The sequence below is a fragment of the Actinoplanes ianthinogenes genome (assembly GCF_018324205.1).
GTDB classification, from domain to species: Bacteria; Actinomycetota; Actinomycetes; order Mycobacteriales; family Micromonosporaceae; genus Actinoplanes; species Actinoplanes ianthinogenes.
In genome coordinates, this window is sequence record NZ_AP023356.1 from 3,490,650 (window position 1) to 3,516,052 (window position 25,403).

Consider the following 25,403-nt stretch of genomic DNA (forward strand, 5'->3'; position numbering starts at 1 on the left):
GTTCCTACTCCTCATTACTCGGAAGATTGCGCAAAGCGGCCCAGCGGGGGTCGACTTCCTCATGGCTGTGATCAGCCGGAAGGTCGTCGAAGTGCACCCCGCACTCGGGGCACAACCCTGGGCAGTCCGTCCGGCAGAGCGGGTTGGTCGGCAGGGTCAGCACCACCGCGTCCCGCACCACCGGCTCCAGGTCGATCAGGTCGCCCTGCATCCGGCCCACCTCGTCCTCGTCGGTGGTCTCCTCCGTGGTGCTGTCCTCGTAGGCGAACATCTCCCCGAGGGACACCTCGAACGACTCGTCGATCTCGTTGAGGCACCGGCCGCACTCGCCGCTGAGCGAGCCGCGCACGGTGCCGCTGACATAGACCCCTTCGGAAACCGACGTGAGCGTCAGATCGAGCTCGAGGTCGGATCCCTCGGGGACCGAGATCAACTCCAGGCCGAGGTCCGCCGGCGCCGCCGCCACCCGTTTCAGGGCACGCGTCGCACCAGGCTGCCGGGGTAGTTTCGTCGTGTCGACGACCAGCGGCTGCCTGGGGTCCAGGTGTCTCTGCGGTGACTTGGGCATCATGATCCTCAGCCATGGGTAGGCCGACCGAAAACATTACCTGAGCTTGCGGGACGTCGTCGAATCGGGCTCTAGAACGGGAGGGGCCTCTCGGCGTCCTCACCCTGGAAGGTGCCGATCTCCCGGAGCGCGTGCATCTTGTCACGGCCCCGCTCGATCGATGCCAGCGCCCGGGTCAGGAACTGCTCGAAGTTGGCCAGGGCGGTGTCGACGTAGTCGTCGACCTCCTCACGCAGCCGCTGGGCCTCGCCCCGCGCCTCGGCGATGATCCGGGCACCCTCGTGCTCGGCGGAGACGGTGATCTCGTTCACCGAGACCAGGCGGGCGTGCTCGGCCTCACCCTCACTGATGATCCGGTCGGCCTCACGGCGGCCGGCGTCGACGATCCGGTCCCGCTCGTCCAGGACCGCGGCCGCCTTGCGCAGCTCGGAGGGGAGCTCGGCACGGAGCTCCTCCAGCCGCTCGATCATCTCGCCGCGGTCGAACATGAAGTTCGTCCGCGACATCGGCACGGAGCGCGCGTCCTGGACGAGCTCGATGAGCTCGTCGATACGGTCGAGCGGATCCACCGGTGTCACTCCCGTCGTCGAACCGCCACCCAGCGTGGTGCGATCACGTTACTGTGCCGCCGCCCCGCCGGATCTCGGCGCGCCGGAGGCTCCTAATTCTGCTTCAGCCTGTTCACCAGCCGGGCCAGCACCGGGTCCGGAAGGTACGCCGAAGCGTCGCCACCCCACTTGACCACGTCTTTGACCAGACTGGAAGACAGGAACGAATAGAGCGGGTTGGTCGGCATGAACAACGTCTCCACACCGGAGAGCCCGATATTCATCTGCGCCATCTGCAACTCGTAGTCGAAGTCGCTCACCGCGCGTATTCCTTTGACCACGACAGCGGCGCCCTGGTCCCGGCAGAAGTCGACCAGCAGCCCGTGAAAGGCCATCACGCGCACATTCTTGTACGGCGCGGTCACCTCGCTGAGCATCTCGAGCCGTTCCTCGATGGCGAACAGCCCGGACTTCGACTGGTTGATCAGAACTCCGACGATCACCTCGTCGAACAGCCGGCTGGCCCGCCCGACGATGTCGAGGTGACCGTTCGTGACCGGGTCGAAGGAGCCGGGGCACACCGCTCGTCTCATGATCGGCGACCGTACCAAAGAGTGGTGTCCCCGTAGCGGCGGGAGCGATCCTCGGTGAGCCCGTCCACCCAGGTCAGCGGTCCTGTCCGGCGGGACCTCTCGAACACCACGACGGCGTCCGGCGCCAGCCAGCCGCCGGCCAGCAGCGCCTGTTGCACAGCGTCGACCTCGTCGCCACCCAGCGCGTAGGGCGGGTCGGCGAAGACCACGTCGTACGGCCCCCCGGCCGGGGGATCGGCGAGCACCGGCAACACCTTCGAGGTGACCAAGCGTGCCGAGCCGGCCACTTTGAGCATCGCGACGTTCTCCCGGATCACCCGGGCCGCCTTGGCGTCCGATTCGACCAGAAGAGCGTGATCCGCCCCGCGGGACAACGCCTCCAGACCGATCGCGCCGGATCCGGCGTACAGGTCAGCGAACCGCGCACCGGACAGATCGGTCATCGAGTCGAGGGCGCTGAAGAACGCCTCCCGCACCCGGTCCGATGTGGGCCGGGTGTTCGCCCCGAACAGGGTCTGCAGCCGCCGGCCGCCGTGGGCGCCCGCGATGATCCTGGTCATCGGCGTCCGCCGTAGTTCCTCACTAGCACAACACGACGCTACGTCAGAGCCGGGACGGCCACCGGCGCCGCCCACTATGAACCGTCCCATGGGGTGCTCGGGCATAACTCACCGGCGTGCGATTTCACCGCAATTGCAGGCTTGTTCGGACACGTAGCGCATTCCCAAGATTCCATACCGTCTAACGAAGATCTCAGATGCGCATCAACACCCTTGGAGGGCGCTTAATTGTTTCGTTAGCGCCGGGACGTGGCTAAGGTCAACGCCGCTGTGTCGTCGGTACGCCGCCGACACGACGACGCGGGGAGGTGTCGTCGTAGACCGACTGCCCATCCACAGCGGTCTCCGTTTCTCTTCCTGTGAGTCCCCCTGTTCCCCTCCGCAGGAGAAGGCGTGAAAATCAAGTCAACGCTTCGCCGCACCGCGACCCTCCTCGCGGGTGCGGTGGTCGGCCTGACGGGTGTCGTGGCCATCGCCGCCCCCGCCAGCGCTCACGACGCTTGGGTCACCGGTGCCGCCCAGTGCGGCACGGACGGCAAGAACGTCGTCAAGTGGACCCTCACCAACGACTACAAGACCGACGCGACGATCAGCAACCTGCAGATCACCGCCGGTGGCACCGCCCCCGTCGACGCCAACGGTCACGAGCTCACCAGCGGCTTCGTGCTGCCGGCCGCCCAGCACAACCACTTCGGCGAGGCCGTCTTCACCCAGACGTTCGACAGCGGCACCGAGGTCGAGCTCTCCTTCACCGCGTCGTGGCCGCAGGACGGCTACACCGAGTCCACGCCGAACAACAAGGCCAAGGTTCAGCTGAAGCAGGGCTGCACCCCGCCGGCGCCCACCTGCGAGACCAACCCGCCGAAGTTCACTCACACCTTCGCGCTGGTCGACGGCAAGTGGAAGTCCACGGTGAAGCTGGACGCGACGACGCGGCTCTGCCACGACGAGCCGGTCACCCTGGTCTCGTACTTCACGCCGCAGCCGAACGACAAGAACGGCGACAACTGGCCGCAGTACGAGTACCAGAGCCAGACCAAGACCATCTCCGACAAGGAGAGCTCGGTCGACCTCGAGGTCGAGGCGCCCGACTGCAACACCCAGGTCGACCTGTTCTTCGGTGACAAGGTCATCACGCCGATGACCAAGGATGGCGCCCGCTACGGCGACACCAAGCTGGGCAGCAAGTCCGGCCTCGGCGGCCGCTCCACGGGCCCGCAGGGCTGGTACAACGGCGGCGGCAAGGCCTGCACCACGCCGGCCGTCGCGCCCGTCTCGTCCTGCACCGGCGACCTGACGCTGAACCTGAGCAACAACGGCAAGTTCGGCAAGTACGACGTCACCTTCACCGTCAAGTACGGCAACGAGACCAAGACCGTGACCGTCGCCGCCGGCAAGGCCGACACCCTCACCATCCCGGCCGGCTCCGGTGACGTCACCGTCAGCGCCCCGGGCCTGGAGGAGAAGAAGTACAGCTGGACGCGTCCCGAGGACTGCGCCCCGCCGGCCGTCACCATCCAGAACGACTGCACCAACGTCACCGTCGTCATCGACAACCCGAAGGACGTCACCCCGGTGACCGCCAAGGTGACCTACGGCGACGAGACCAAGACCGTCACGGTCAAGGCCGACTCCGAGGAGAAGGCGACCTTCAAGCTGACCGAGGCCAAGTTCGCCACGGTCGCCTTCGAGGGCCTCAAGCTGGAGCCGCTGAAGGTCGCGGTCAAGGACATCGAGTGTGGCACCCCGAGCGCCACCCCGAGCGCGTCCGTCTCCACCACCCCGGTGGCGAGCGACGAGCCGTCCCTGCCGGTGACCGGTGCGGCGGCCGGCAGCATCGCGGGTATCGCGGTCCTGCTGCTCGGTGGCGGTGTGGCGATGTTCTTCATCGCCCGTCGTCGCAAGACCAAGTTCACCGCCTGATAGCGGCTGAGCCCTGAGAAGGGGCGCCGACCTCACGGTCGGCGCCCCTTTTCCGTGTCAGCCCTTCTCCAGGTACTCCGCGCGGTCCTCGTCGACCAGCGCCGCCACCGAGGCGGCCAGCGCCGGATGCCCGGCCAGGTCGGGGTCGTCGCCGACCAGCTCGGCCGCCTCGACCCGGGCCTCCTTGATCAGTTTCTCGTCGCGGAGCAGCGAGAGCAGCCGCAGGTGCGAGTGCTTGCCGGACTGCGAGGCGCCCAGCACGTCACCCTCCCGCCGCTGTTCCAGGTCGATCTCGGAGAGCTTGAAGCCGTCCGTGGTGGAGGCGACCGCGTCCAGCCGCTCGCGGGCCGCCGAGCCCTCCACGGCCTCGGTGTGCAGCAGGCAGATGCCGGGCGCCGAGCCCCGGCCCACCCGGCCGCGCAGCTGGTGCAGCTGGGACACGCCGAACCGGTCGGCATCCATGATGATCATGACGGTGGAGTTCGGCACGTCGACGCCGACCTCGATCACCGTGGTGGCCACCAGCACGTCCACCTCGCCGGCGGCGAACCGGCGCATCACCGCGTCCTTCTCGTCCGGCGGCATCTTGCCGTGCAGCATCTCGATCCGCAGGCCCTTCAGATACTCCTGCTGGAGCGCGGGAAGCACCTCGGTGACGGCCAGCGGCGGGCGGCGGGCGGACTCGCCGTCCGTGTCCGAGAGTGGCGACTCCTCGTCCTCGCCGATCCGCGGGCACACCACGTAGGCCTGGTGGCCGGCCGCCACCTCCTCCTTCACCCGTTTCCAGGCGCGATCGAGGTAGGCCGGTTTCTCCAGGGCTGGGACCACGTGCGAGGCGATCGGCGACCGGCCGCGCGGCAACTGGGAGAGCACCGACGTCTCCAGGTCGCCGTACACGGTCATCGCCACCGTCCGCGGGATCGGTGTCGCGGTCATCACCAGCACGTGTGGCGGGCGGGCGGCCTTGGCGCGCAGCGCGTCCCGCTGCTCCACACCGAAGCGGTGCTGCTCGTCGACCACGATCAGGCCGAGATCCTTGAAGTCGACCCCCTCGTAGAGCAGAGCGTGCGTGCCCACCACGATCCCGGCGGTCCCGTCGGCGACCTTGGCCAGGGCCGCACGCCGGGCGGCCGCGCCCAGTGAGCCGGTGACCAGCGTCAGCTGGGTGCCGTCGAGGTCACCGTCCAGCTCACCGGCCCGGCCCAGCGCGCCGAGCTGGGCGCTGATCCCCCGGAAGTGCTGGGTGGCCAGGACCTCGGTGGGCGCGAGCAGGGCGGCCTGGCCGCCGGCGTCGACCACCTGGAGCATGGCGCGCACCGAGACCAGCGTCTTGCCGGAGCCCACCTCGCCCTGGAGCAGCCGGTGCATCGGGTGCGCCCGGGACAGGTCGGCGGCGATCTCCTCCCCGACCGACGCCTGCCCCTCGGTCAGCTCGTACGGCAGGGCCGCGTCGAACTTGTCCAGCAGGCCACCGTCACGCCGCGGCCGGGCGGTCCCCGGAGCGGCCGCGGCACGCGCCCGGCGCTGGGCCAGGGTGAGCTGGACGGCGAACGCCTCGTCCCACTTCAGCCGGTGTTTCGCCGCGTAGAGCGCGGCCTCGGAGCTGGGCCGGTGGATCTCCCGCAGCGCGGTGCCGATCCCGACCAGGTTGCGTTTCGCCCGCACCGAGCCGGGCATCGGATCGTCCGGCGGCTGGAAGGTGTCCAGCAGGGTCCGCACACACTTGGCGATCACCCAGGTCGGCACCTTCTCCGCGGCCGGGTAGACCGGGATCAGCGCGCCGGCGAACTCCTCGATCTCCTCGGCCGCCTCGTCCTGCGTGGCGTCCGCCTTGAGCAGCTGATAGGCCGGGCCGTTGAGCTGCCGCTTGCCGCGGAACTCGGTGACCTTGCCGGCGAACAGGCCCCACCGGCCGCGCAGCAGCTCCCGCTCGCGCCACGCCTGGTTGAAGAACGTGCAGGTGAGGGTGGCCCCGGAGCCGTCGCCGATGGTCACCTCCAGCATGTTGCCCTTGCGCGCCCGCATCGGCTTGACGGCGATCCCCTGCACCTGGGCCAGCACGGTGACCTGCTCGCCGACCTCCAGCTGACGCAGGTCGGTGTGCTCGCCACGCTCGTCGTAGCGCCGGGGGAAGTGATAGATCAGGTCGCCCGCCGTGTGCAGCTCCAGGTACTCCGCGAGAGCCTTGGCCGTCTTGGCGCCGAGCACCTTGTCCAGCGGGGTGTCGGTCGTGGTCATTCGACTCCTGCCAACAGGTGGTAACGGGGTTGTCCGCCCGCGTAGCACTGCAACTCGATGAACGGCCAGGTGCGGTGCACGTGACCGCGCAGGTCGCCCTCCAGCTCGGGGGACGCGTCGGCGCCGAGGACCAGGGTGACCAGCTCGCCGCCGCCGCCGAGCATCCGGTCCAGCAGGCGGTGGCTGACGTCGCCGAGGTCGGTGCCGATCACGTGCACCTCGCCGTCGACCAGGCCGAGCAGGTCGCCGGCCCGGCACGGGCCGGCGACCGTCAGCGCGTCGCGCTGGGCGGTGCAGACCTCGCCGTATCGACAGGCGCCGGCCGCCTCGGCCATCGCGATCACGTCGTCGGCGAACGGGCGGCCGTGGTCGCGCACCGCGAGCGCGGCCAGGGCCTGCACCGGGGAGCGGGTCGGCACCACGCTGACGTGCACCCCGGCCGCCTCCGCCTCGCGGGCCGCGGCGATCGCCACGGCGTGCGTGTTCGCGTCGTTGGGCAACAGGACCACCGAGGCGGCGCCGCAGGCGTGCACGGCGGCCAGCATCTCGGCGGTGGACGGGTTGCGGCCGACCACCACGGCGCCCTCGGCCTCGAAGAGCGCGGTCAGCCCGTCGCCGGCGGCGACCACGACGGCGCCGCGCGCCTCGGTGCCGGGCCGCTTCTCCGCGAGGTGGGTGACGCTTATCTTGTACGGCCGGCCGGCTGTGACGCCCGCCTCGACAGCCGGGCCGATCGCCGCGACGGGAACGTGGACGTGCACGTTCCACGTCGGGAGGCCGTCGCCGCCGTCGTCGCCGGTGCCGACGATCACGAGCGACTCGCCCAGGCCGGCCAGCGTCTCCCGGAGCCGGTCGACCGCGGTGGCCTCCGCGTCGACCAGGAACTGCACCTCGTAGCCCTGCCCCGCGCAGTCGCTCTCGGCCGGCTCCGGAGCGAGCGCGGGCACGGACGCGACGGCGGGCGGCGCGGACGGCTCGAACTCGGCCTCCTCCACGGTGTCGACCAGTGCGTCGAGAAGCACGCAGAGCCCGCGACCGCCGGCATCCACCACCCCGGCCCGGGCCAGGACGGGGAGCTGCTGCGGCGTACGGTCGAGGGCCTCCGCGGCGGCCCTGGCCGCCGCCCTGGCAACCGTGACCAGATTGTCGGATCTGGTCTTGCCGGCGCCCTCGGCCGCGGCCGCGACCACGGAGAGCACCGTGCCCTCGACCGGCCGGGCCACCGCGGCATAGGCCGCGTCGGTGGCCTCGCGCAGCGCGCGGGCCAGCTCGGCGCCGCGGACCGCGACCGCGCTGGCGAACGAGTCGGCCATGCCGCGCAGGATCTGCGAGACGATGACCCCCGAGTTGCCCCGGGCGCCGAGCAGGGCGCCGCGGGCCATCCGGGCCATCAGCCGGCCGAGCGGGGTGCGCGGCTCCTCGTGCAGGGCCGACGCCACCGCCTCCTGGGCCGCGGTCAGGGTGAGCACCAGGTTGGTGCCGGTGTCGCCGTCGGGGACGGGGTAGACGTTCAGGTCGTCGATCTCACGCTGGTGGGCACGGAGCGCCTCCAGCCCACCGTCGCACCAGCGGTGCACAGCGGCGGCATCGAGGGTCTCCAGCACGCGAAAATCGTACTAACCACCCCTGACAAACGCGGGGTACGCACCCTGACCGGGGGCGATTGGCTGTCCCGGCTTCTGATCGGGTAAGCTCGCCGGGTTGCCTGGGCGGTTCTTCCCTGGGCGCCATCAAGTTTTTCTTCAAACCCAGGAGTATCCCGTGGCTAGCGTGTGCGACGTCTGTGGCAAGGGACCGGGCTTCGGCCACAACGTGTCCTTCTCGCACCGGCGGACCAACCGCCGCTGGAACCCGAACATCCAGTCGGTGCGCACCCCGGCCGGTGGCGGGACCACCAAGAAGCTGAAGGTCTGCACCTCGTGCATCAAGGCGGGCAAGGTTTCCCGCGCCTGATCGAGCGTTGCGAAAAGCCGCCGGGTCATTGACCCGGCGGCTTTTCGGCGTCAGATCTTCTTGGCGTACGACAGCACGCCCGCATAACCCTTGTAATACCCGAAGTCCTCGATCCGCTCGTATCCGGCGGACTCGTAGAGCGCGATCGCCTCGGGCTGCTTGTCCCCGGTCTCCAGGATGACCCGCCCGCAGCCGGCCGCCCGCGCGGACTCCTCGATCGCGGCCAGCATCCGCCGGGCCAGTCCCCGGCCCCGCGCCTCGGCCAGCGTGAACATCCGCTTCAGCTCGGCGTCCGAGCCGTGCCGCCGCCATCCCGCGCTGGCCACCAGGCGGCCGTCGGCCACCCGGACGGCCACCAGGAAGTCGCCGTCCGGCGGGAGGAAATCGGCCACGTCGATCGGGGTGGCGTCGCTGGTGCCGCCGTACCGCTCGGAGAGGTCACGCATGTTGTGCGCGACCAGCTCCGTCACCTCCGGCTCGTCGTACCGAGCCGATCTGATCTTGAACTCAACCACGCGGCCAGCGTAATCAGCGGAAGTGGTCCCACCCCACCGCCCCGGTCCAGGGCTTGCGGTCGACCGTCACCCCGGCACCGTCGTGCACCGAGCCGATCACGGTCCAGCCCTCCGGCAGCGGCGTCCCGGCCGGGAAGGTGGCCGCCAGCGGGTGATCCTCGCCACCGGCGAGCAGCCACTGGTACGGATCCACCCCGAGCGCGGTGGCCGCGTCCCGCATCTGGTCGGGCACCTCGAAGGCGTCCGACCGGATGTCGATGCCGACCAGGCTGGCGGTCGCCAGGTGCCCGACGTCCTGGAGCAGGCCGTCCGACACGTCGATCATCGAGGTGGCGCCGAGCCGGGCCGCCTCCGGGCCGGCCGCGTACCGCACGACCGGCCGCCGATACGCCTCGACCAGTATCTTCGGCGTCCGGAAGCCCCGCGACAGGATGGTGTAGCCGGCCGCGGCGTACCCGACCCGCCCGCTGAGCGCGAGCAGGTCGCCCGGCTGGGCGCCGCCCCGGCGCACCGGCTCCCGGCCGCCCAGGTCGCCCAGCGCGGTCACCGAGACGGTCAGCGTCGGGCTGGACGACATGTCCCCGCCGACCACCGCCGCCCCGCAGAGCGCGGCCTCCGCGGTCAGCCCGTCCGCCAGCCCCTCGGCCCAGGCGATGTCCAGGTTCGCCGGGAGGCAGAAGGCGACCAGCAACGCGGTCGGGGTGGCGCCCATCGCCGCGATGTCGGCCAGGTTCGCCGCGGCGGCCCGGTGCCCGACGTCGGCCGGCCCGCACCAGTCCCGGCGGAAGTGGCGGCCCTCCACGAGCACGTCGGTGGAGGCCACCACCCGGCCGTCGGCCGCGCGTACCACGGCGGCGTCGTCACCCGGGCCGAGCAGGGTGGCCGATCCCGTATCCAGTCGTGACACGATTCGACCTATCAGTCCGAATTCACCGGACTCTGCGATACTCACGTCCACGTCCTTCGATGGTGGCGTCCCGCTGCCGGGCCGCTTCGTACGGTAGTTTCACGACCGGGGATCACCGACGGTGGCGGATTGGAGTCGATCGTGGTCCAGGCATACATCCTCATTCAAACGGAGGTCGGGAGGGCCCGTGACGTGGCCGCCGCGATCGAGAAAATACCGGGAGTGGTCCGGGTCGACGCGGTGACCGGGCCGTACGACGTCGTCGTGCTGACCGAGGCGCACACCGTGGACGAGCTGGGCAGCCTGATTGTGAGCAAGGTCCAGTACGTGCCGGGTATCACCCGGACCCTCACGTGCTCCGTGGTAAACCTCTGAACCATGGTCGACGTCGACACCCCGCAGGGCAGCCCCGAGACCGGGGAGAAGAAGCCGGACAACACCACCCGGATCGCCGCCGTCTGGGCGACCGCGGTGGCCGTGCCGGTGATGCTGATCGTGGGGCTCGTCGCGTTCCTCGTGGTCTCACCGGATCCGGAGGCCGACCCGGCGCCGGTCGCGAGCGGCCCGATCGCCGTGCCCGGCACGGCGGTCGAGGTCGCCGCCCCCACGCTCACCGAGCGGTCGAAACGGGTGTGCCTGGCGGTCACCTCGCAGCTGCCGACCCAGGTGCGCAACCTGCCGGCCCGCAAGGTCAGCGCCGGCCCGGAGCAGAACGCGGCGTTCGGCGAGCCGCCGATCACCCTGTCCTGCGGCGTCGCGCAGCCCACGATGTGCGCCACCGTGGACGACACGTCCGGGACGTGCGTGCCCCTGGTCACCGACGTCCTGCTGATGAACAGGGTGTGCTGGTACTCGGCGGAGAGCGCCGGGCAGACCACCTTCACCACGCTGGACCGTGAGGTCCCGGTGCAGGTGGTCGTGCCGACCTCCTACGACAACCGCGCCCAGTGGGCGAACGAGTTCTCCGACATCCTGGTCGAGACCGACAAGTCGATCACCGCGGGTGTGCCGAGCGGCTGCAAGCCCTAGTGCAGGCCGGTCCCGCGCCGCAGGGCGGTGCGGATCAGCCGGTCCACCACCTTCGGGTATTCCAGCCCGGTGGCCGCCCACATCTGGGGGAACATCGAGGTCGGCGTCATCCCCGGCATAGTGTTGATCTCGTTGAGGAAGACCTGCCCGTCGGCCGTGACGAAGAAGTCGACGCGGGCCAGGCCGGCGCAGTCCAGCGCCACGAAGGTCCGCAGCGCGTACTCCTGGACCTGCTTGGTCAGGTCGTGCCCGAGCGCCGCCGGGATCGTGTAGCGGCTGCCGACGAGGTACTTCGTCTCGAAGTCGTACCAGTCCGCGTCGTCCATGTGGATCTCGGCGAGCAGGGACGCCTGGGGCGCGCCGCCGTACTCACCCTCCAGCACGCCGCACTCGATCTCGCGGCCCACGATCGCGGCCTCGACCAGCACCTTCGGGTCGATCTCCCGGGCCGTGGCGATCGCCGCGTCCAGGTCCGCCCAGTCGGTGACCTTGGTGATGCCGGTGGACGAGCCGGCCCGCGACGGCTTCACGAACACGGGCAGCCCGAGCCGCTCCTTGTCCTCGTCGGCGAGCTCGGCACCGGCGCGCAGCACCGCGTACGGCCCGACCGGGATGCCCTCGGCGGCGGCCAGCTTCTTGGTGAACTCCTTGTCCATCGCGGCCGCCGACGCGAAGACGTTCGCCCCGACGTACGGAATCCCGGCCATCTCCAGCATCCCCTGGATGGTGCCGTCCTCCCCGTACGCGCCGTGCAGCACCGGGAAGACCACGTCCACGCCGGCCAGCTCCGAGACGCCCTCGGCCGGGTCGCGCACGATCAGCTCGGTGGCGGTCGGGTCGGCCGCCAGCACCACCGAGTTACCGGAGCTGGCGGTGATCTCGGGCAGCCGGGAGTCGGCGATGGCGAGCTGGGACGGGTCGCCCGCGGCAAGCACCCAGCGACCCTCCCGGGTGATTCCGACCGGAACCGTCTCGTACTGGTCGGGGTCCAGCGCACCCAGGATGGCCCCCGCGCTCACGCAGGAAATGGCGTGCTCAGTGCTGCGGCCGCCGAACACGATCGCGACACGGGTCTTCCGGGGGGTCGTCACTCTTCTCTGCGCCTCTCGCTAGCGGGCTTGCCGGGGGTGACCCTACTCTGCGTAAGCCAGATATGGGATCGCGGCGGCCGCTGCCACGGCACGGGGAGACGAACAGTCAATGGGTCCAGCACTCCACGTGATCGCGGGTCCGGGACCGGGCCAGTTGGCCACGATGTCCCACCCGCGTGACGAGCCCTGGTCGCCGCAGGAACTGGGCGCGCTGGCCCGGGCCGGCGTCCAGGTCCTGGTGCACAGCGCGCGGCACCGGCCGCCCGCGCCGCAGGTCGCCGGGATCGAGCTGGTCGCCTACCCCGATCCGGACGAGACGGCCCCGCGCAAGGAGGCCACCGAGATGGTCGCGCTGGCCACCCGGCTGGCCCGGGAGGTCCGTTCCGGCCGTTTCGTGGTCACCCAGTCGACCGCCGAGCTCGGCCGCACGACCCTGCTCGCCACCATGACCCTGGCCCTGCTCGGCATCCGCCCGGGCGAAGCCCTCCGCCGCATCGGCGCCGCCCCCGGCCAACCGGTCCCCCAGGACTGGCTGCACGACTTCGTCGCCCGCTGACCCCGGCCGCCGAAAAACCGCCCTCGCTGCCGCGACACCGCCGATCCGTTTCCGGTCGCTTTTCTTGTACGACTCGGAGCCCCGTGGCGATCGGCCCGCCAGGCCCGGCCCCCGCACGACCGCCACGCGCGTCGTGCGGGCCCGGCTGTCCCGCACGGCCACCCCACCCCCACCGCAGCCCTCACGCCAACGCACCCCAGCCACAGTCCACCCGCCACCCGCCACGGTCCCCCGCCCAAAACATCGGGCTGGCACCCAGCGCCCTATCGGGCCCCCGGAAAGGGCCACCACCACCAGCCCGTACCCGTCCAGCTGGCACCCAGCGCCCCATCCCGAACCCCGAAAGGGCCACTGTGACCAGCCCGTACCAGCCGGCTGGCACCCAGGGCCCCATCGGGACCCCGGAAAGGGCCACCACCAGCCCGTACCCGTCCAGCTGGCACCCAGCGCCCTATCGGAAGCCCGGGAAGGGCCACCACCACCAGCCCGTACCAGTCCGGCTGGCACTCAGCGCCCTATCCGGAGCCCGGGAAGGGCCACTGCGACCAGCCCGTGTCTGTCCGGCTGGCACCCAGGGCCCTATCCGGAGCCCGGGAAGGGCCACCACCACCAGCCCGTGCATGTCCGGCTGGCACCCAGGGCCCTATCGGAAGCCCGGGAAGGGCCACCACCACCAGCCCGTACCCGTCCAGCTGGCACCCAGCGCCCCATCCCGACGCTGGGAAGGGCCACCACCACCGGCCCGTACCAGTCCGGCTGGCACCCAGCGCCCTATCGGAAGCCCGGAAAGGACCACCAGCAGCCCGTACCCGTCCAGCTGGCACCCAGCGCCCTATCGGAAGCCCGGGAAGGGCCACCACCACCAGCCTGTACCAGTCCGGCTGGCACCCAGGGCCCTATCCCGACCCCGGAAAGGGCCACTGCGACCAGCCCGTACCCGTCGGGCTGGCACCCAGCGCCCTATCCGGAGCCCGGGAAGGGCCACTGCGACCAGCCCGTGTCTGTCCGGCTGGCACCCAGGGCCCTATCGGGAGCTCGGGAAGGGCCACTGTGACCAGGCGGGGCTCGGCTGGACGTCTGCGGTGCGTCGGGACCGCCGAGCGGCTCCAGGAGCCAGCCAGGGATCAACGGGTGGCTGTCAGGGGTGGTTTGAAGCGTGGGGGCGCCGGGGTGGGCAGGCTGAAGGTGACGGGTGAACGGCGGCTCGGGGGTGCTGGCGTATCGGAAATGTCGGATTGCGGCCGGGGTGGCGAGCGCACCGTGACCGGACGCGGACCCGCATGGGCCTGGAGGCGGGCGGGTCAGAGCGCGCGGCCGGTCGGTGGGCGGGGCACTTCGGACGGTGTCAGGCGGCGAAGGTCTGTGGCAGGACGCCGGTGTCCCACAGGTGGTCGAGGTGGGCGAGGAAGCCGGTCAGGCTGCGTTCCAGGTCCCGGCGTTCGGTGGCGGGCAGGGCCGCGAGCGGGTCGGCGAAGATCAGGCCCTCGGGGTGTTTCGCGCGGGTGCCGACGAACTTGCCGCAGCCGGTGCACCAGACGTAGCTGACCAGGGTGGGGCGCCGGGCGTTGGCGGGCGCGGTGAAATACGCCCGCAGGCGCCGTTCGCCGCAGGCCGGGCAGTCGCGCTCGCCCGGCGCCGCGAAGAAGCTGTCACCCCGGGTCAGCGCCGCGACCTCCTCGCCGCTGAACGTGGCCCAGGCCGTCACCGGGTCACGACCCGCGCGCGGGCGACGCCGGCCGTCATCGCGAGGCGTCCAGGGCCCGGGTGACGTCGGCGATCAGGTCGGCGGTGTCCTCGATGCCGCAGGAGAAGCGGACGAAGCCCGGGCTGGTGTCGTCGCCGAACTGGGCCCGCCGGTCGGCCGTGGTGTGCACGCCGCCGAACGACGTGGCCGCGAAGACGAGTTCCGCCGTCTCCAGGAACCGGCCCACCCGCTCGGCGCTGCCCAGGTCGAACGCGACGATCCCGGGGATCCGGCGCATCTGCTTGCTCGCCACCGGATACGACGGGTCGGACGGCAGGCCCGGCCAGCGCACCCCGGTCACGTCGGAGCGCCCGGTCAGCAGCTCGGCGATCGCCGCCGCGTTCTGGGTCTGCCGGGCCAGCCGCAGGTCCATGGTGGCCATCGAGCGGTGCGCCAGCCAGCAGTCGAACGCGCCGGGCACGCCGCCGGTCAGCTTCCGCCAGCTCTCGATCTTGCCGAGCAGCTCGGCGTCGCGGGTCGCGACGTAACCGAGCAGCAGGTCGGAGTGCCCGGTCAGGCCCTTGGTCCCGGACGCCACCACGAGGTCGGCGCCGAGCGCGAGCGGGTTCTGCCCGAGCGGGGTGGCGGCGGTGTTGTCGACCGCGAGCAGCGCCCCGGCGGCGTGCGCGGCGTCGGCCAGGGCGGCGATGTCGGCGACGTCCAGGCCCGGGTTCGCCGGGGTCTCCAGCAGCACCAGCCGCAGGCCGGTGAAGTCCGGGTACGGCCCGGCGGTCGGTACGAGCACGCTCGCCACCCCGAGGTCGGCCAGGGCGCCGCGGGCGAACGCGCGTACCGCGAAATAACCGTCACCGGGCAGCGCGACCGTGTCCCCGGCCTTGACCAGCGCCAGCAGCATCGCGGTGATGGCCGCCTGCCCGCTGGCGAAAGCCAGCGCCGGCCCACCCTCCAGCTCGCCGATCGCCGCCTCCAGGGCCTCCCGGGTGGGCTGCTCGGTGCGCGCGTACCCGCGCTCGCCCGGACCGGTCACCGGGTCCAGGTGGTAGGGAGCGGCGAACACCGGCCCCGGCAGGAACGGCTCGCCGACCGCGGGCGCGGGCAGACCCGCATGAACCGAACGGGTCCCATCCAGAAAAGTCACTCGGGTTTCATCTCTCGTGTCATCAGCAGTTTCACCGCGACCCGCGGGTCGGCGCCCTCGTGGCACACCTTCTCCACCTGCTCGACGATCGGCATCTCGACGCTGTGCGCGCGGGCCAGGTCGCGGATGGACAGGCAGCTCTTCACGCCCTCGGCGGTCTGCCGGGTGGCGGCCTGGGCCTGCTCCAGGCTCTCGCCGCGGCCCAGGTGCTCGCCGAAGGTCCGGTTCCGGGAGAGCCGGGAGGAGCAGGAGGCGACCAGGTCGCCGAGCCCGGCCAGGCCGGCGAAGGTGAGCGGGTCGGCGCCGAGCGCCACCCCGAGCCGGGACGTCTCGGCCAGTCCGCGGGTGATCAGCGAGGCCTTGGTGTTGTCGCCGAGGCCGATCGCCGAGGCCATCCCGTAGGCGAGCGCGATCACGTTCTTCACCGCGCCACCGAGTTCGCAGCCGAGCACGTCGTCGCTGGTGTAGGGACGGAAGTAGGGGGTGGCGAGGGCGTGCTGCACCTGCCGGGCGCGGTCCTCGTCGGTGCACGCCACCACGGTCGCGGTGGGCTGGTCGGCGGCGATCTCGGGGGCCAGGTTGGGCCCGGAGACGACCACGACCCGCTCGGCCGCGACCCGGGCGGTCTCGACGATCACCTCGCTCATCCGCTTCAGCGTGCCGAGCTCGATGCCCTTCATCAGGGAGATCACGGTGGCGTCCGCGGGGAAGAAGCCGGCCCAGTCGGCCAGGTTGCCGCGCAAGGTCTGCGACGGCACCGCGATGGCGATCATCTCCGCCTCGTCGACCGCCTCGGCCAGGTCGGTGGTGGCGGTGATCAGTTTCGACAGCCGGATGCCGGGGAGCGAGCCCTCGTTGCCGTGCTGGTCGCGGATCTCCGCGGCGACCGACTCCCGCCGCGCCCACATGGTCACCTCCGAGCCGGCGTCGCCCAGCACTTTCGCGAACGCGGTGCCCCAGGCTCCGGATCCGATGACGGCCGCCCTCATGACGCGTCCTCCGAGGTCGAGGCCCGCCGGGCGGGCCGGTCGTAGAGCGCCGGCGGTTCGCCGTCGCGGATCGTGCCGAGCAGGTCGCGGATGGCCAGCATGATCTTTTCGGTCATCTCGTCGAGCACCTGGCGGGACGGCTCGGCGCCGTCCCAGCGGCTCAGGTCGACCGGATCGCCGGTGGTGACCGTGACGGCGGCCCGGGTCGCCTTGAACTTGTTGGTCCGGGGGTCGAAGACCGTCTGGGAGCCCCAGTTCGCGATCGGGATCACCGGGGCGCCGGTGAGCAGGGCCAGCCGGGCGGCGCCGGTCTTGCCGCGCATCGGCCACAGGTCGGGGCTGCGGGTGGTGGTGCCCTCCGGGTAGATCACCACGGCGCCGCCCTCGTTCAGGGCCTCGACCAGGGTCTCCAGCGATTTCACCGCCTCCACACTGCCCCGTTCGACCGGGACCTGCTTGGTTCTGACCAAGAGTGGCCCGATCACCGGGACCCGCCAGATGCTCGCCTTGCCGAGGAACCGGGGCCAGCGGCCGGCCTTGTAGATGTAGTGCGCCACGACCAGCGGGTCGAAGTGCGACACGTGGTTGGGGACCAGGATCACACCGCCCGTTTTCGGGAGCTTCTCCATCCCGAGCCAGGTCCGTTTCGTCCAGACGGTCATGACGGGAAGCACCAGCATCACCGCGAAACGCTGCCAGAATCCGAGCCTGTGCTGCGCCACGGCATCCCCTGTCCCTCGATCGGCGACAACGTCGCCCGTGCATCTGCGACGAAATCATGCCCCCTCCCAGCCCGCCGTACCAGGTAGGGGTATTGCCGGTTACGTCGCAGGACGCGGAGCGAAGCGGAGCCATGGATGCGGCACACTGGCGGAGTGTCGGTGCGGAATTGGATGACGGTGATCCCGGTCAAGCGGCTGGACGCGGCGAAAAGCCGGCTGCGCGGCGCGGTGGCGGAGGACAGGCATCCGGAGCTCGTGCTGGCCATGGTGGCCGACACCGCGGCCGCTGTGCTGAACGCCACCACGGTGGCCGGGCTGATCGTGGTGACCGACGACCCGGTGGTGGCCGCGGTCGTACGGAAAATGGGCGCCGAGGTGGCGGCGGATCCCGGCGCCGGGCTGAACGCGGCCCTGCGGTTCGGCGCCGACGAGGTCGCCGGGCGTGCCGCGCATCGCGCGGTGCTGACCGGTGACCTGCCGGCCCTGCGTCCCGAGCAGCTCGACGCGGCGCTCGCCGGGGTGACCGGCCGGGCCTTCGTGCCGGACGCGGCCGGGACCGGCACCGTGCTGCTGGCCGTCCCGCCCCGGACGCCGCTCGACCCGCGGTTCGGCCCGGGGTCGGCGGCCGCCCATCGGGCCTCCGGCGCGATCCCGCTGACCGGCGACTGGCCGGGTCTGCGGCAGGACGTGGACAGCGCCGCCGACCTGGACACCGTGCTCGAGCTGGGCGCCGGTGACCGCACCCGGGCGCTGCTGCGTGACGTCGGACTCAGCCAGGCGTGCACACCGGCCGGCTGCGCCAGGTAGCGTCTCTGGCATGCAGGGCACCATCGCCACCTTCGACCCCGGCACCCGCAGTGGCACGCTGCTCCTCGATGACGGCTCTGAGCTGGCCTTCGGCGCGGACGCGTTCGACCGCTCCGGGCTGCGGCTGCTGCGACTCGGTCAACGGGTCTCGATCGACGCCGAACCGGGCGGCGCGGTGCGTCGTGTGTTAATTCCTGGGATCGCTTAAGTTGATCATTGGTTAGTTCGTTTCACGTTCCGCCCGGACCGGCAATGATGGACCCATGCACACCCCGCCCCGGACCCCCGAGACCCGCCGGCGTGGCCCGAACGGCCGCTTTCTCCCGCGTACGCCCGCCGACGCCGTCGATGTAACTGAACCGGTCAAGCCTGTGGTGGAGGATGCGGTGCCGAAAGCCAAACCCGTGGAGAAACCGGTCGAACCCGAGCCGGTCTTCGAGGAGTTCGAGGCGGAGGAGGAAGAGGCGGGTTACTACCTCCCCGACGACCGCTTCGCGAACCGGGAGTTGTCCTGGCTCGATTTCAACGCGCGGGTGCTGGCGCTCGCCGAGGATCCGAGCACCCCGCTGCTGGAGCGGGCGAAATTCCTCGCCATCTTCGCGAGCAACCTGGACGAGTTCTACATGGTCCGGGTCGCCGGGCTGAAACGCCGGTTGAGCGCCGGTCTGCCGGTCCGCGGCGGTGACCGTTCCCCGCTGCGGCAGCAGATCGAGCTGATCACCGAGCGCACCGCCGACCTGGTCACCCGGCACGCCGCCTGCTTCTCCGACGAGGTCCGGCCGAAACTGGCCGCCGAGAGCATCGAGCTGGTCAGCTGGAAAGAGCTGGACGAGCCCGAGCGGGGCCGGCTGCGCACCTTCTTCCGGGAGCAGGTGTTCCCGGTGCTCACCCCGCTGGCGGTGGACCCGGCGCACCCGTTCCCCTACATCTCCAGCCGCTCGCTCAACCTGGCCGTGGCGCTGCGCTACCCGGACGGCGACAACCCGGAGCTGTTCGCCCGGATCAAGGTGCCGAACAACGTCCCCCGCTTCGTCACCGTGCAGAACGACAGTCGCGGCGTGCGCTTCCTGCCGATCGAGGACCTGATCGCGAACCATCTGGACCAGCTCTTCCCGGGCATGCAGATCCTGGAGGTGCACGCGTTCCGGGTGACCCGCAACGCCGAGCTGGAGGTCGACGAGGACCGCGACGAGGACCTGTTGCAGGCGCTGGAGCGGGAGCTGGCGCAGCGGCGGTTCGGCCCGCCGGTCCGGCTCGAGGTGGCCGCCTCGATCAGCGACCACGTGCTCGACCTGCTGGTCCGCGAGCTCGACATGGACAGTCACGACGTGCTGCGGGTGCCCGGCCTGCTCGACCTCTCGGCGCTCTGGCAGGTGTTCGGCGAGTGCGACCGCGACGATCTGAAGGATCGCCCTTTCGTCCCGGCGACCCACCCGCAGCTGGCCGACGGCGAGGTGCCGCGCAGCGTGTTCAACCGGCTGCGGGAGTCGGACATCCTGGTCCACCACCCCTATCACTCCTTCTCGACGAGCGTGCAGCGCTTCATCGAGCAGGCGGCGGCCGACCCGAACGTGCTGGCCATCAAGCAGACGCTCTATCGCACGTCGGGTGACTCGCCGATCGTCGACGCGCTGGTCGACGCGGCCGCCGCCGGCAAGCAGGTGGTCGTGCTGGTCGAGGTGAAAGCCCGGTTCGACGAGGTGGCCAACATCGCGTGGGCGCGCACCCTGGAGCGGGCCGGCTGCCACGTGGTCTACGGCCTGGTCGGGCTCAAGACGCACTGCAAGACCGCGCTGGTGGTCCGGCAGGAGGGCAACCAGCTGCGGCGGTACTGCCACATCGGCACCGGCAACTACCACCCGAAGACCGCCCGGCTCTACGAGGACTTCGGCATGCTGACCGCCGACCCCGAGGTGGGCGCGGATGTCACCGACCTGTTCAACGTACTCACCGGGTACAGCCGGCAGACCACGTTCCGGCGGCTGCTGGTGGCCCCGCACGGGGTGCGCCGCGGCCTGCTGGACCGGCTGGAGGAGCAGGCCAAGATCGCCCGGGCGGGCGGTGAGGCGCTCGTCCAGATCAAGGTCAACTCGATGGTGGACGAGGAGACCGCGGACGCGCTCTACCGCGCCTCGCAGGACGGCGTGAAGATCGACCTGGTCATCCGCGGCATGTGCACGCTGCGCCCGGGCGTTCCCGGCCTGTCCGACAACATCCGGGTCCGCTCGATCGTCGGACGGTTCCTGGAGCACTCCCGGGTGTTCCGGTTCGGCGCCGGTGACGACGCGGAGTACTGGATCGGCTCCGCCGACCTGATGCATCGCAACCTGGACCGCCGGGTGGAGGCGCTGGTCAAGGTCACCATGGCGTCCGCCCGCGAGGAGCTGCGCAACGTGCTGGAGCTGTCGATGGCCGAGGGCACCGAGGGCTGGGACCTGGGCGGCGACGGCGTCTGGCGGCGCAACACCAGCGACCCGACCGGGAAGCAGATGCACCTCCAGGAGGCCCTGCTGCGGCGGGTCATCAAGGCGAGCTGATGGTCGCACCGGTACACGCCGCGGGCGGGGTGCTCTACCGCCCGGGCGCGGACGGCACGCCCGAGGTGTGCCTGGTGCACCGCCCGCGGTACGACGACTGGAGCCTGCCCAAGGGCACCGTCAAACGCGGCGAGCCGGCGCTGGCCGCGGCGGTCCGCGAGGTGGCCGAGGAGACCGGCGCCCAGGGCATACCCGAGTTCGGCCTGCCCGAGGTGTCCTACGTGCTGCCCGGCGGACGGCCGAAAACCGTCCGGTTCTGGCTGATGCGCGCCGCCGGCGACGACGGCCCGGTGCAGGACACCGACGAGGTCGACAAGCTCACCTGGCTGCCGATCCCCGAGGCCGTCGACCGCCTGACCTATCCGGACGAGCGCCCGCTGCTCGACCTGGTCGCCGGCCTGCCCCCGGTCACCTCGGTGGTGGCGCTGGTCCGGCACGCGCACGCCGGCGAGCGGAAGCACTGGAGCGGGCCGGACTCGCTGCGCCCGATCAGCCCGAAAGGGCAGCGGCAGGCCGGCCGGGTCGCCGAGCGGCTGGCCACGTTCCGGCCCCGGCGGCTGGTCGCGGCCACCCCGTTGCGCTGCTCGCAGACCCTGCACCCGCTGGCCGCGGCGACCGGGCTGCCGCTGGTGGTGGACCCCGCGTTCGCCGAGCCGGACGACCCGTCCGGGCTGCCGGCCCGGCTGCGGGCCGCCCGGGCACGGCTGGCCGAGCTGCGGGCCGCCGGCCGGGTGGTGGTGTGCAGCCAGGGCAAGGTCATGCCGCCGCTGCTCGCCGAGCTCACCGGGGCGGGCGACGCCGAGCCGTACCGGACCCGCAAGGGTGACGGCTGGCTGCTCACCTGGTCCGGCGCGACGCTGCTAGGGGTCTCGCACTGGTGAGCTGCTCGATCCGCCAGTGGCCGACCAGGTCGCCGGTGAGCCAGCGGGCCCGCCACAGCTCGTCGCGGCGGGGCTCCCAGTCGCGATAGGGCAGCAACGCGAGCCGCCAGCTCAGCACCCCGGCCAGGTACCAGCCGTACAGCGGGATAGCGCCCGCCAGGCCGTCTCTGGCTCGGTAGGACGTGCCGGGGGCGTACCCGGCCACGGCCAGGCCGCACCAGCCGCAGGTGATCAGCCAGTCCAGCGCCGGCCAGCCGGTGGCGTGCTCGGCCAGGTCGCCGAGCGTCCACCCCGGCACGACGGCCAGCGCGAACAGGCCGGCGGCCAGTCCCGCGCGGGCCGTCAACCCTCTCGGTCTGCGTTCCATGCCCGGACCGTAGGCCCGGGCGGCGGTTCGCCCGCGGCAAACAAAAAGGCGTCCACCGTACGGTGGACGCCTTTTGTGGTGCCTCGACCTCAGCGGGCCTTGCGGTTCGAGGCCGCCCGAGCCGTCGATGCGCTCTTCGCCCGGGCCGGAGCCGCGGCCGGAGTCGCGGTCTTGCGCGCCGTGGTCTTCTTCGCCGCGGTCGCCTTGGTCGTCGCCTTCTTCGCCGGTGCGGTCTTGGCCACCGTCGTCTTCTTGGCCGGCGCGGTCTTCGTCGCCGCCTTCTTCGCCGGGGCCGTCTTGGCCGCCGACTTCGCCGCCGTCTTCGTCGCTGTCGCCTTCGTCGCCGTCGTCTTCGTCGCCGTCTTCTTGGCCACGGCCGGCGTCGCCGACTTCTTCGTCGCGGCCGTCTTCGCCGCCGCCGTCGCCGTCGTCTTCTTCGCCGCGGCCGTGGTGGTGGTCGCGGCCTTCTTCGCCGGCGCGGCCTTGGTCACCGCCGTCTTCTTGGCGCCGGCCGCCTTGGCCGGTTTCCCGGCGGCGACCAGTTCCCGGAAGGTGTTGCCCGGCCGGAATGCGGCGACGGACGTCTTCTTCACCTTCACCGGCTCGCCGGTTCGCGGATTCCGGGCGGTACGCGCATTACGCGTCCGCTTCTCCCAGGAACCGAAGCCGGTAAGGGAGACCTTGTCACCCTTGGCGACGGCGTTCTGCACCTCACTGATGAACGCGTCAAGCGCAGTCGTCGCCGTCTTCCTGTCGCCCAGCTTGACGGCGAGCGCCTCAATGAGCTCGGCCTTGTTCACGGTTTCCTCCCGGACGTGAGAACTGGCCCGTCGCAGGCCATTCTGCGCGCACCGTATGCCCTCTGACCTGGAGACACAAACATTCGTGGCAAAAATCCGTTGTGTCCCAACGAAATTCGCCCCCGCCGGTTACCCCGGCGGGGGCGAATTCTTGCCCGTGGTTAAAGAGTGACGACCGGCTTGAAAGCCGGGCGGCCCTTCTCGTACGCACTAATCGCGTCCTCGTGGCGCAACGTCAGTCCGATGTCGTCGAGCCCCTCCATCAGACGCCAGCGGCTGAAATCGTCGATCGGGAACGAGTACGCCGCGTCGTCCACCCGGACCACCCGCTCGGCCAGGTCGATCGTGATCTGCTTCTCCGGCTCGCTCTCGGCGAGATCCCAGAGGCTCTCCACGATCTTCTGGTCGAGCTGGACCGGCAGCAGGCCCTCCTTGAGCGCGTTGCCCCGGAAGATGTCGCCGAACCGGGCCGCGATCACCACCTTGAAGCCCCAGTCGCGCAGCGCCCAGACGGCGTGCTGGCGGGACGAGCCGGTGCCGAAGTTCGGCCCGGCGACCAGGATGGTGGCGCCGTTGTGGGCCGGGTTGTGCAGCACGAAATGCGGGTCCTCGCGCCAGGCGCTGAACAGACCGTCCTCGAAGCCGGTGCGGGTGACCCGCTTCAGGTAGACCGCCGGGATGATCTGGTCGGTATCCACATCGGAGCGGCGGAGCGGCATGACCTTGCCGCTGTGGGTGACGAACTTGTCCATGTCGTTGATCCCCTACTCAGAGGTCGGCGGGGGCGGCCAGCTTGCCGACCACGGCGGTGGCGGCGGCGACCTGCGGCGAGACCAGGTGGGTACGCCCACCCTTGCCCTGCCGGCCCTCGAAGTTGCGGTTGGAGGTGGACGCCGCGCGCTGCCCGGGGCTGAGCGTGTCCGGGTTCATGCCGAGGCACATCGAACAGCCGGCGAACCGCCACTCGGCGCCCGCGTCCGTGAAGATCTTGTCCAGGCCCTCGGCCTCGGCCTGCTCGCGCACCAGGTAGGAGCCCGGGACGATCATCATCCGGACGCCGTCGGCGACCTTGCGCCCACGGATCACGTCGGCGGCGGCCCGCAGGTCCTCCAGCCGGCCGTTGGTGCACGAGCCGACGAAGACCACGTCGACCGGGACCTCACGGAACGGGGTGCCCGGCGTCAGGTCCATGTACGCCAGGGCGCGCTCGGCGGCCCCGCGCTCGACCTCGTCCAGGAAGTCCTCCGGGTTCGGCACCACGCCGTCGAGCGCCGCGCCCTGCCCCGGGTTGGTGCCCCAGGTGATGAACGGGCTGATCGTGGCGGCGTCCAGGATGATCTCGGTGTCGTACTCCGCGTCCTCGTCGGTGGCGAGGGTCTTCCAGTACGCGACCGCGGCGTCCCAGTCGGCGCCCTGCGGGGCGTGCTTGCGGCCCTTCAGGTACTCGAACGTGGTCTCGTCCGGCGCGATCATGCCGGCCTTGGCGCCCCACTCGATCGACATGTTGCAGATCGTCATCCGGCCCTCCATGGAGAGCTTGCGGATCGCCTCGCCGCGGTACTCCACGATGTGGCCGTTGCCGCCGCCGGTGCCGGTCTGCGTGATCAGCGCAAGGATCAGGTCTTTCGCACTCGTCCCGGCGGGCAGGTCGCCGACGACCGTGACGGCCATCGTCTTCGGTTTCGCCTGCGGCAGCGTCTGGGTGGCGAGCACGTGCTCGACCTCGCTGGTGCCGATGCCGAAGGCCAGCGCGCCGAACGCGCCGTGGGTCGCGGTGTGCGAGTCGCCGCAGACGATCGTCGTGCCGGGCTGGGTCAGGCCCAGCTGCGGGCCGATCACGTGCACGATGCCCTGGTTCACGTCACCGAGCGGGCGGATCTCCACGCCGAACTCGGCGCAGTTCTTCCGCAGGGTCTCGATCTGGGTGCGGGAAACCGTGTCCGCGATGGTCAGCAGCTCGCCGCGGCGGGTGTTGAACGAGGGATCCGAGTACCCGGTCGGGGTGTTGTGGTCCTCCGTCGCGAGCGTGAGGTCGGTCCGGCGCACCGACCGGCCGGCCATCCGCAGCCCGTCGAACGCCTGCGGGCTGGTGACCTCGTGCAGCAGGTGCAGGTCGATGAAGAGCAGGTCCGGCTCGCCCTCGGCCGTGCGCACCACGTGGTCATCCCAGACCTTCTCGGCCAGGGTCCTGGGTTTCCCGCTGTCGGGAGTGACTCCCACCATCTGGACATCCTAAATTCTGGAATGTATGTTTCGGCTTGTGGGACACAGTATGAGCGGTGTAGGCGTTCTCGACAAGGCGGTTGTCATCCTCGCCGCATGTGTCGACGGCGCCAGCCTGGCCGAGTTGGTCGAACGCACGAAGCTTCCGCGGGCGACCGCACATCGCCTGGCCCAGGCTCTGGAGATTCATCGGATGCTGGTCCGGGACACTCAAGGAAGATGGCGCCCCGGACCTCGTCTGGGCGAGTTGGCGAACGCCGCGCCCGACGTTCTGCTGACCGCCGCCGAGCCCCTGCTTTCCGCATTGCGGGATGCGACGGGTGAGAGCGCGCAGCTCTACCTGCGCCGCGCGGACGAGCGCATCTGCGTCGCCGCCGCCGAGCGCGCGAGTGGTCTTCGCGACACCGTGCCGGTCGGCTCGGTGCTGCCGATGGTGGCCGGCTCGGCCGCCCAGATCCTGCTCGCCTGGGAGCCACCGGAAGCGGTCATGCCGCTCCTGCCCCGCTGCAAGTTCACCGGCCGCACCCTGGCCGAGGTGCGCCGCCGCGGCTGGGCCCAGAGCGTCGCCGAGCGCGAGCCGGGCGTGGCCAGCGTCTCCGCCCCGATCCGCGACCGCACCGGGAGGGTGATCGCCGCCATCTCGATAAGCGGTCCGATCGAACGCCTCGGCCGCCGCCCCGGCGAACGCCACGCCATGGCCGTCGTCCGCGCCGGCCAGCGCCTGTCCGGCCTCTGACCCCTCACGGTTTCCCC

General features: G+C 71.1%; 27 protein-coding genes. 10 read left to right on the forward strand and 17 right to left on the reverse strand.

Annotated features, from left to right (window positions below; genetic code table 11):
• Positions 1 to 4 precede the first annotated feature (4 nt).
• From Aiant_RS15585 to rsmD, 4 genes are all read right to left on the reverse strand, one after another.
• Entirely contained in the window at positions 5 to 568 is a 564-nt protein-coding gene (locus Aiant_RS15585; RefSeq protein ID WP_189328977.1) for a YceD family protein, read from the reverse strand.
• Positions 569 to 639: 71 nt separating this feature from the next.
• Entirely contained in the window at positions 640 to 1,137 is a 498-nt protein-coding gene (locus Aiant_RS15590) for a hypothetical protein (RefSeq protein WP_189328813.1), read from the reverse strand.
• Between the two features lie 92 nt (positions 1,138 to 1,229).
• On the reverse strand, positions 1,230 to 1,709 hold the full coding sequence (gene coaD, locus Aiant_RS15595; protein ID WP_189328812.1) for a pantetheine-phosphate adenylyltransferase: 480 nt from the start codon (positions 1,707 to 1,709) through the stop codon (positions 1,230 to 1,232).
• Positions 1,706 to 2,269, reverse strand: coding sequence for a 16S rRNA (guanine(966)-N(2))-methyltransferase RsmD (gene rsmD / locus Aiant_RS15600; protein ID WP_189328811.1), 564 nt, complete (start codon positions 2,267 to 2,269; stop codon positions 1,706 to 1,708). Before rsmD ends, coaD begins: the two co-directional genes overlap by 4 nt.
• A gap of 393 nt (positions 2,270 to 2,662) precedes the next feature.
• On the opposite strand from rsmD, the gene Aiant_RS15605 reads away from it, so the two are divergent.
• Positions 2,663 to 4,192: a cell wall anchor protein gene (locus tag Aiant_RS15605; protein ID WP_189328810.1), complete on the forward strand. Its 1,530-nt coding sequence runs from the start codon at positions 2,663 to 2,665 to the stop codon at positions 4,190 to 4,192.
• A gap of 57 nt (positions 4,193 to 4,249) precedes the next feature.
• Here Aiant_RS15605 and recG read toward each other — a convergent pair whose 3' ends face one another.
• Complete coding sequence (gene recG, locus Aiant_RS15610) at positions 4,250 to 6,430, reverse strand: ATP-dependent DNA helicase RecG (protein WP_189328809.1); 2,181 nt, start codon at positions 6,428 to 6,430, stop codon at positions 4,250 to 4,252.
• Positions 6,427 to 8,034: a DAK2 domain-containing protein gene (locus Aiant_RS15615; protein ID WP_189328808.1), complete on the reverse strand. Its 1,608-nt coding sequence runs from the start codon at positions 8,032 to 8,034 to the stop codon at positions 6,427 to 6,429. Before Aiant_RS15615 ends, recG begins: the two co-directional genes overlap by 4 nt.
• A gap of 157 nt (positions 8,035 to 8,191) precedes the next feature.
• Here Aiant_RS15615 and rpmB point away from each other — a divergent pair, with 157 nt between their 5' ends.
• Positions 8,192 to 8,383 (forward strand): 50S ribosomal protein L28, encoded by a 192-nt coding sequence (gene rpmB / locus Aiant_RS15620; protein ID WP_189328807.1) that lies wholly within the window; start codon positions 8,192 to 8,194, stop codon positions 8,381 to 8,383.
• 50 nt (positions 8,384 to 8,433) lie between these two features.
• On the opposite strand, the gene Aiant_RS15625 is transcribed toward rpmB, so the two are convergent.
• Together Aiant_RS15625 and Aiant_RS15630 are read right to left on the reverse strand one after the other, a co-directional pair.
• On the reverse strand, positions 8,434 to 8,898 hold the full coding sequence (locus tag Aiant_RS15625; protein WP_189328806.1) for a GNAT family N-acetyltransferase: 465 nt from the start codon (positions 8,896 to 8,898) through the stop codon (positions 8,434 to 8,436).
• 13 nt (positions 8,899 to 8,911) lie between these two features.
• Positions 8,912 to 9,850: a thiamine-phosphate kinase gene (locus tag Aiant_RS15630; protein ID WP_189328805.1), complete on the reverse strand. Its 939-nt coding sequence runs from the start codon at positions 9,848 to 9,850 to the stop codon at positions 8,912 to 8,914.
• Between the two features lie 96 nt (positions 9,851 to 9,946).
• On the opposite strand from Aiant_RS15630, the gene Aiant_RS15635 reads away from it, so the two are divergent.
• A complete protein-coding gene (locus Aiant_RS15635; protein WP_189328976.1) occupies positions 9,947 to 10,180 on the forward strand; it encodes an Lrp/AsnC family transcriptional regulator in 234 nt (77 codons plus the stop codon).
• Positions 10,181 to 10,183: 3 nt separating this feature from the next.
• Positions 10,184 to 10,834, forward strand: a complete 651-nt coding sequence (locus Aiant_RS15640; RefSeq protein ID WP_189328804.1) for a DUF3515 family protein — start codon at positions 10,184 to 10,186, stop codon at positions 10,832 to 10,834.
• Here the strand turns inward: Aiant_RS15640 and Aiant_RS15645 are convergent.
• On the reverse strand, positions 10,831 to 11,925 hold the full coding sequence (locus Aiant_RS15645; protein WP_189328803.1) for a D-alanine--D-alanine ligase family protein: 1,095 nt from the start codon (positions 11,923 to 11,925) through the stop codon (positions 10,831 to 10,833). The two genes, Aiant_RS15640 and Aiant_RS15645, sit on opposite strands and share 4 nt — an antisense overlap.
• Positions 11,926 to 12,088: 163 nt before the next feature.
• On the opposite strand from Aiant_RS15645, the gene Aiant_RS15650 reads away from it, so the two are divergent.
• Positions 12,089 to 12,481: a hypothetical protein gene (locus Aiant_RS15650; RefSeq protein ID WP_229829840.1), complete on the forward strand. Its 393-nt coding sequence runs from the start codon at positions 12,089 to 12,091 to the stop codon at positions 12,479 to 12,481.
• A 1,345-nt stretch (positions 12,482 to 13,826) separates the two neighbouring features.
• Here Aiant_RS15650 and Aiant_RS15655 read toward each other — a convergent pair.
• From Aiant_RS15655 to Aiant_RS15670, 4 genes are read right to left on the reverse strand one after another with little or no spacing between them, the layout of a single operon-like run.
• Positions 13,827 to 14,186 carry a hypothetical protein gene (locus tag Aiant_RS15655; protein ID WP_189328801.1) on the reverse strand — a complete coding sequence of 120 codons (360 nt, stop codon included), beginning with the start codon at positions 14,184 to 14,186 and terminating at the stop codon, positions 13,827 to 13,829.
• A gap of 34 nt (positions 14,187 to 14,220) precedes the next feature.
• Entirely contained in the window at positions 14,221 to 15,324 is a 1,104-nt protein-coding gene (locus Aiant_RS15660) for a cystathionine gamma-lyase (RefSeq protein ID WP_189328800.1), read from the reverse strand.
• Positions 15,321 to 16,313 (reverse strand): NAD(P)H-dependent glycerol-3-phosphate dehydrogenase, encoded by a 993-nt coding sequence (locus Aiant_RS15665; protein WP_189328799.1) that lies wholly within the window; start codon positions 16,311 to 16,313, stop codon positions 15,321 to 15,323. Before Aiant_RS15665 ends, Aiant_RS15660 begins: the two co-directional genes overlap by 4 nt.
• Positions 16,310 to 17,035 (reverse strand): lysophospholipid acyltransferase family protein, encoded by a 726-nt coding sequence (locus tag Aiant_RS15670; RefSeq protein ID WP_189328798.1) that lies wholly within the window; start codon positions 17,033 to 17,035, stop codon positions 16,310 to 16,312. Before Aiant_RS15670 ends, Aiant_RS15665 begins: the two co-directional genes overlap by 4 nt.
• A gap of 171 nt (positions 17,036 to 17,206) precedes the next feature.
• On the opposite strand from Aiant_RS15670, the gene cofC reads away from it, so the two are divergent.
• Genes cofC through Aiant_RS15690 form a run of 4 tightly spaced genes read left to right on the forward strand, consistent with a single transcriptional unit; the run spans position 17,207 to position 21,260 of the window.
• Entirely contained in the window at positions 17,207 to 17,842 is a 636-nt protein-coding gene (cofC, locus tag Aiant_RS15675; RefSeq protein ID WP_189328975.1) for a 2-phospho-L-lactate guanylyltransferase, read from the forward strand.
• A gap of 10 nt (positions 17,843 to 17,852) precedes the next feature.
• A complete protein-coding gene (locus Aiant_RS15680) occupies positions 17,853 to 18,050 on the forward strand; it encodes a cold-shock protein (protein WP_189328797.1) in 198 nt (65 codons plus the stop codon).
• 55 nt (positions 18,051 to 18,105) lie between these two features.
• Positions 18,106 to 20,379 (forward strand): RNA degradosome polyphosphate kinase, encoded by a 2,274-nt coding sequence (locus tag Aiant_RS15685; protein ID WP_189328796.1) that lies wholly within the window; start codon positions 18,106 to 18,108, stop codon positions 20,377 to 20,379.
• A complete protein-coding gene (locus tag Aiant_RS15690; protein ID WP_189328795.1) occupies positions 20,379 to 21,260 on the forward strand; it encodes an NUDIX hydrolase in 882 nt (293 codons plus the stop codon). The genes Aiant_RS15685 and Aiant_RS15690 overlap by 1 nt, the downstream gene beginning before the upstream one ends.
• Here Aiant_RS15690 and Aiant_RS15695 read toward each other — a convergent pair.
• The 4 genes from Aiant_RS15695 to leuC form a co-directional block, all read right to left on the reverse strand.
• Entirely contained in the window at positions 21,217 to 21,627 is a 411-nt protein-coding gene (locus Aiant_RS15695; RefSeq protein WP_189328794.1) for a hypothetical protein, read from the reverse strand. The two genes, Aiant_RS15690 and Aiant_RS15695, sit on opposite strands and share 44 nt — an antisense overlap.
• An 89-nt stretch (positions 21,628 to 21,716) precedes the next feature.
• Positions 21,717 to 22,427, reverse strand: a complete 711-nt coding sequence (locus tag Aiant_RS15700) for an HU family DNA-binding protein (protein ID WP_189328793.1) — start codon at positions 22,425 to 22,427, stop codon at positions 21,717 to 21,719.
• Between the two features lie 161 nt (positions 22,428 to 22,588).
• Positions 22,589 to 23,179 carry a 3-isopropylmalate dehydratase small subunit gene (gene leuD, locus Aiant_RS15705; RefSeq protein ID WP_189328792.1) on the reverse strand — a complete coding sequence of 197 codons (591 nt, stop codon included), beginning with the start codon at positions 23,177 to 23,179 and terminating at the stop codon, positions 22,589 to 22,591.
• Between the two features lie 16 nt (positions 23,180 to 23,195).
• Positions 23,196 to 24,650: a 3-isopropylmalate dehydratase large subunit gene (gene leuC / locus Aiant_RS15710; RefSeq protein ID WP_189328791.1), complete on the reverse strand. Its 1,455-nt coding sequence runs from the start codon at positions 24,648 to 24,650 to the stop codon at positions 23,196 to 23,198.
• Positions 24,651 to 24,699: 49 nt separating this feature from the next.
• Between leuC and Aiant_RS15715 the strand changes: the two genes are divergently transcribed.
• Positions 24,700 to 25,386: an IclR family transcriptional regulator gene (locus tag Aiant_RS15715; protein WP_071807642.1), complete on the forward strand. Its 687-nt coding sequence runs from the start codon at positions 24,700 to 24,702 to the stop codon at positions 25,384 to 25,386.
• Positions 25,387 to 25,403: the final 17 nt, after the last annotated feature.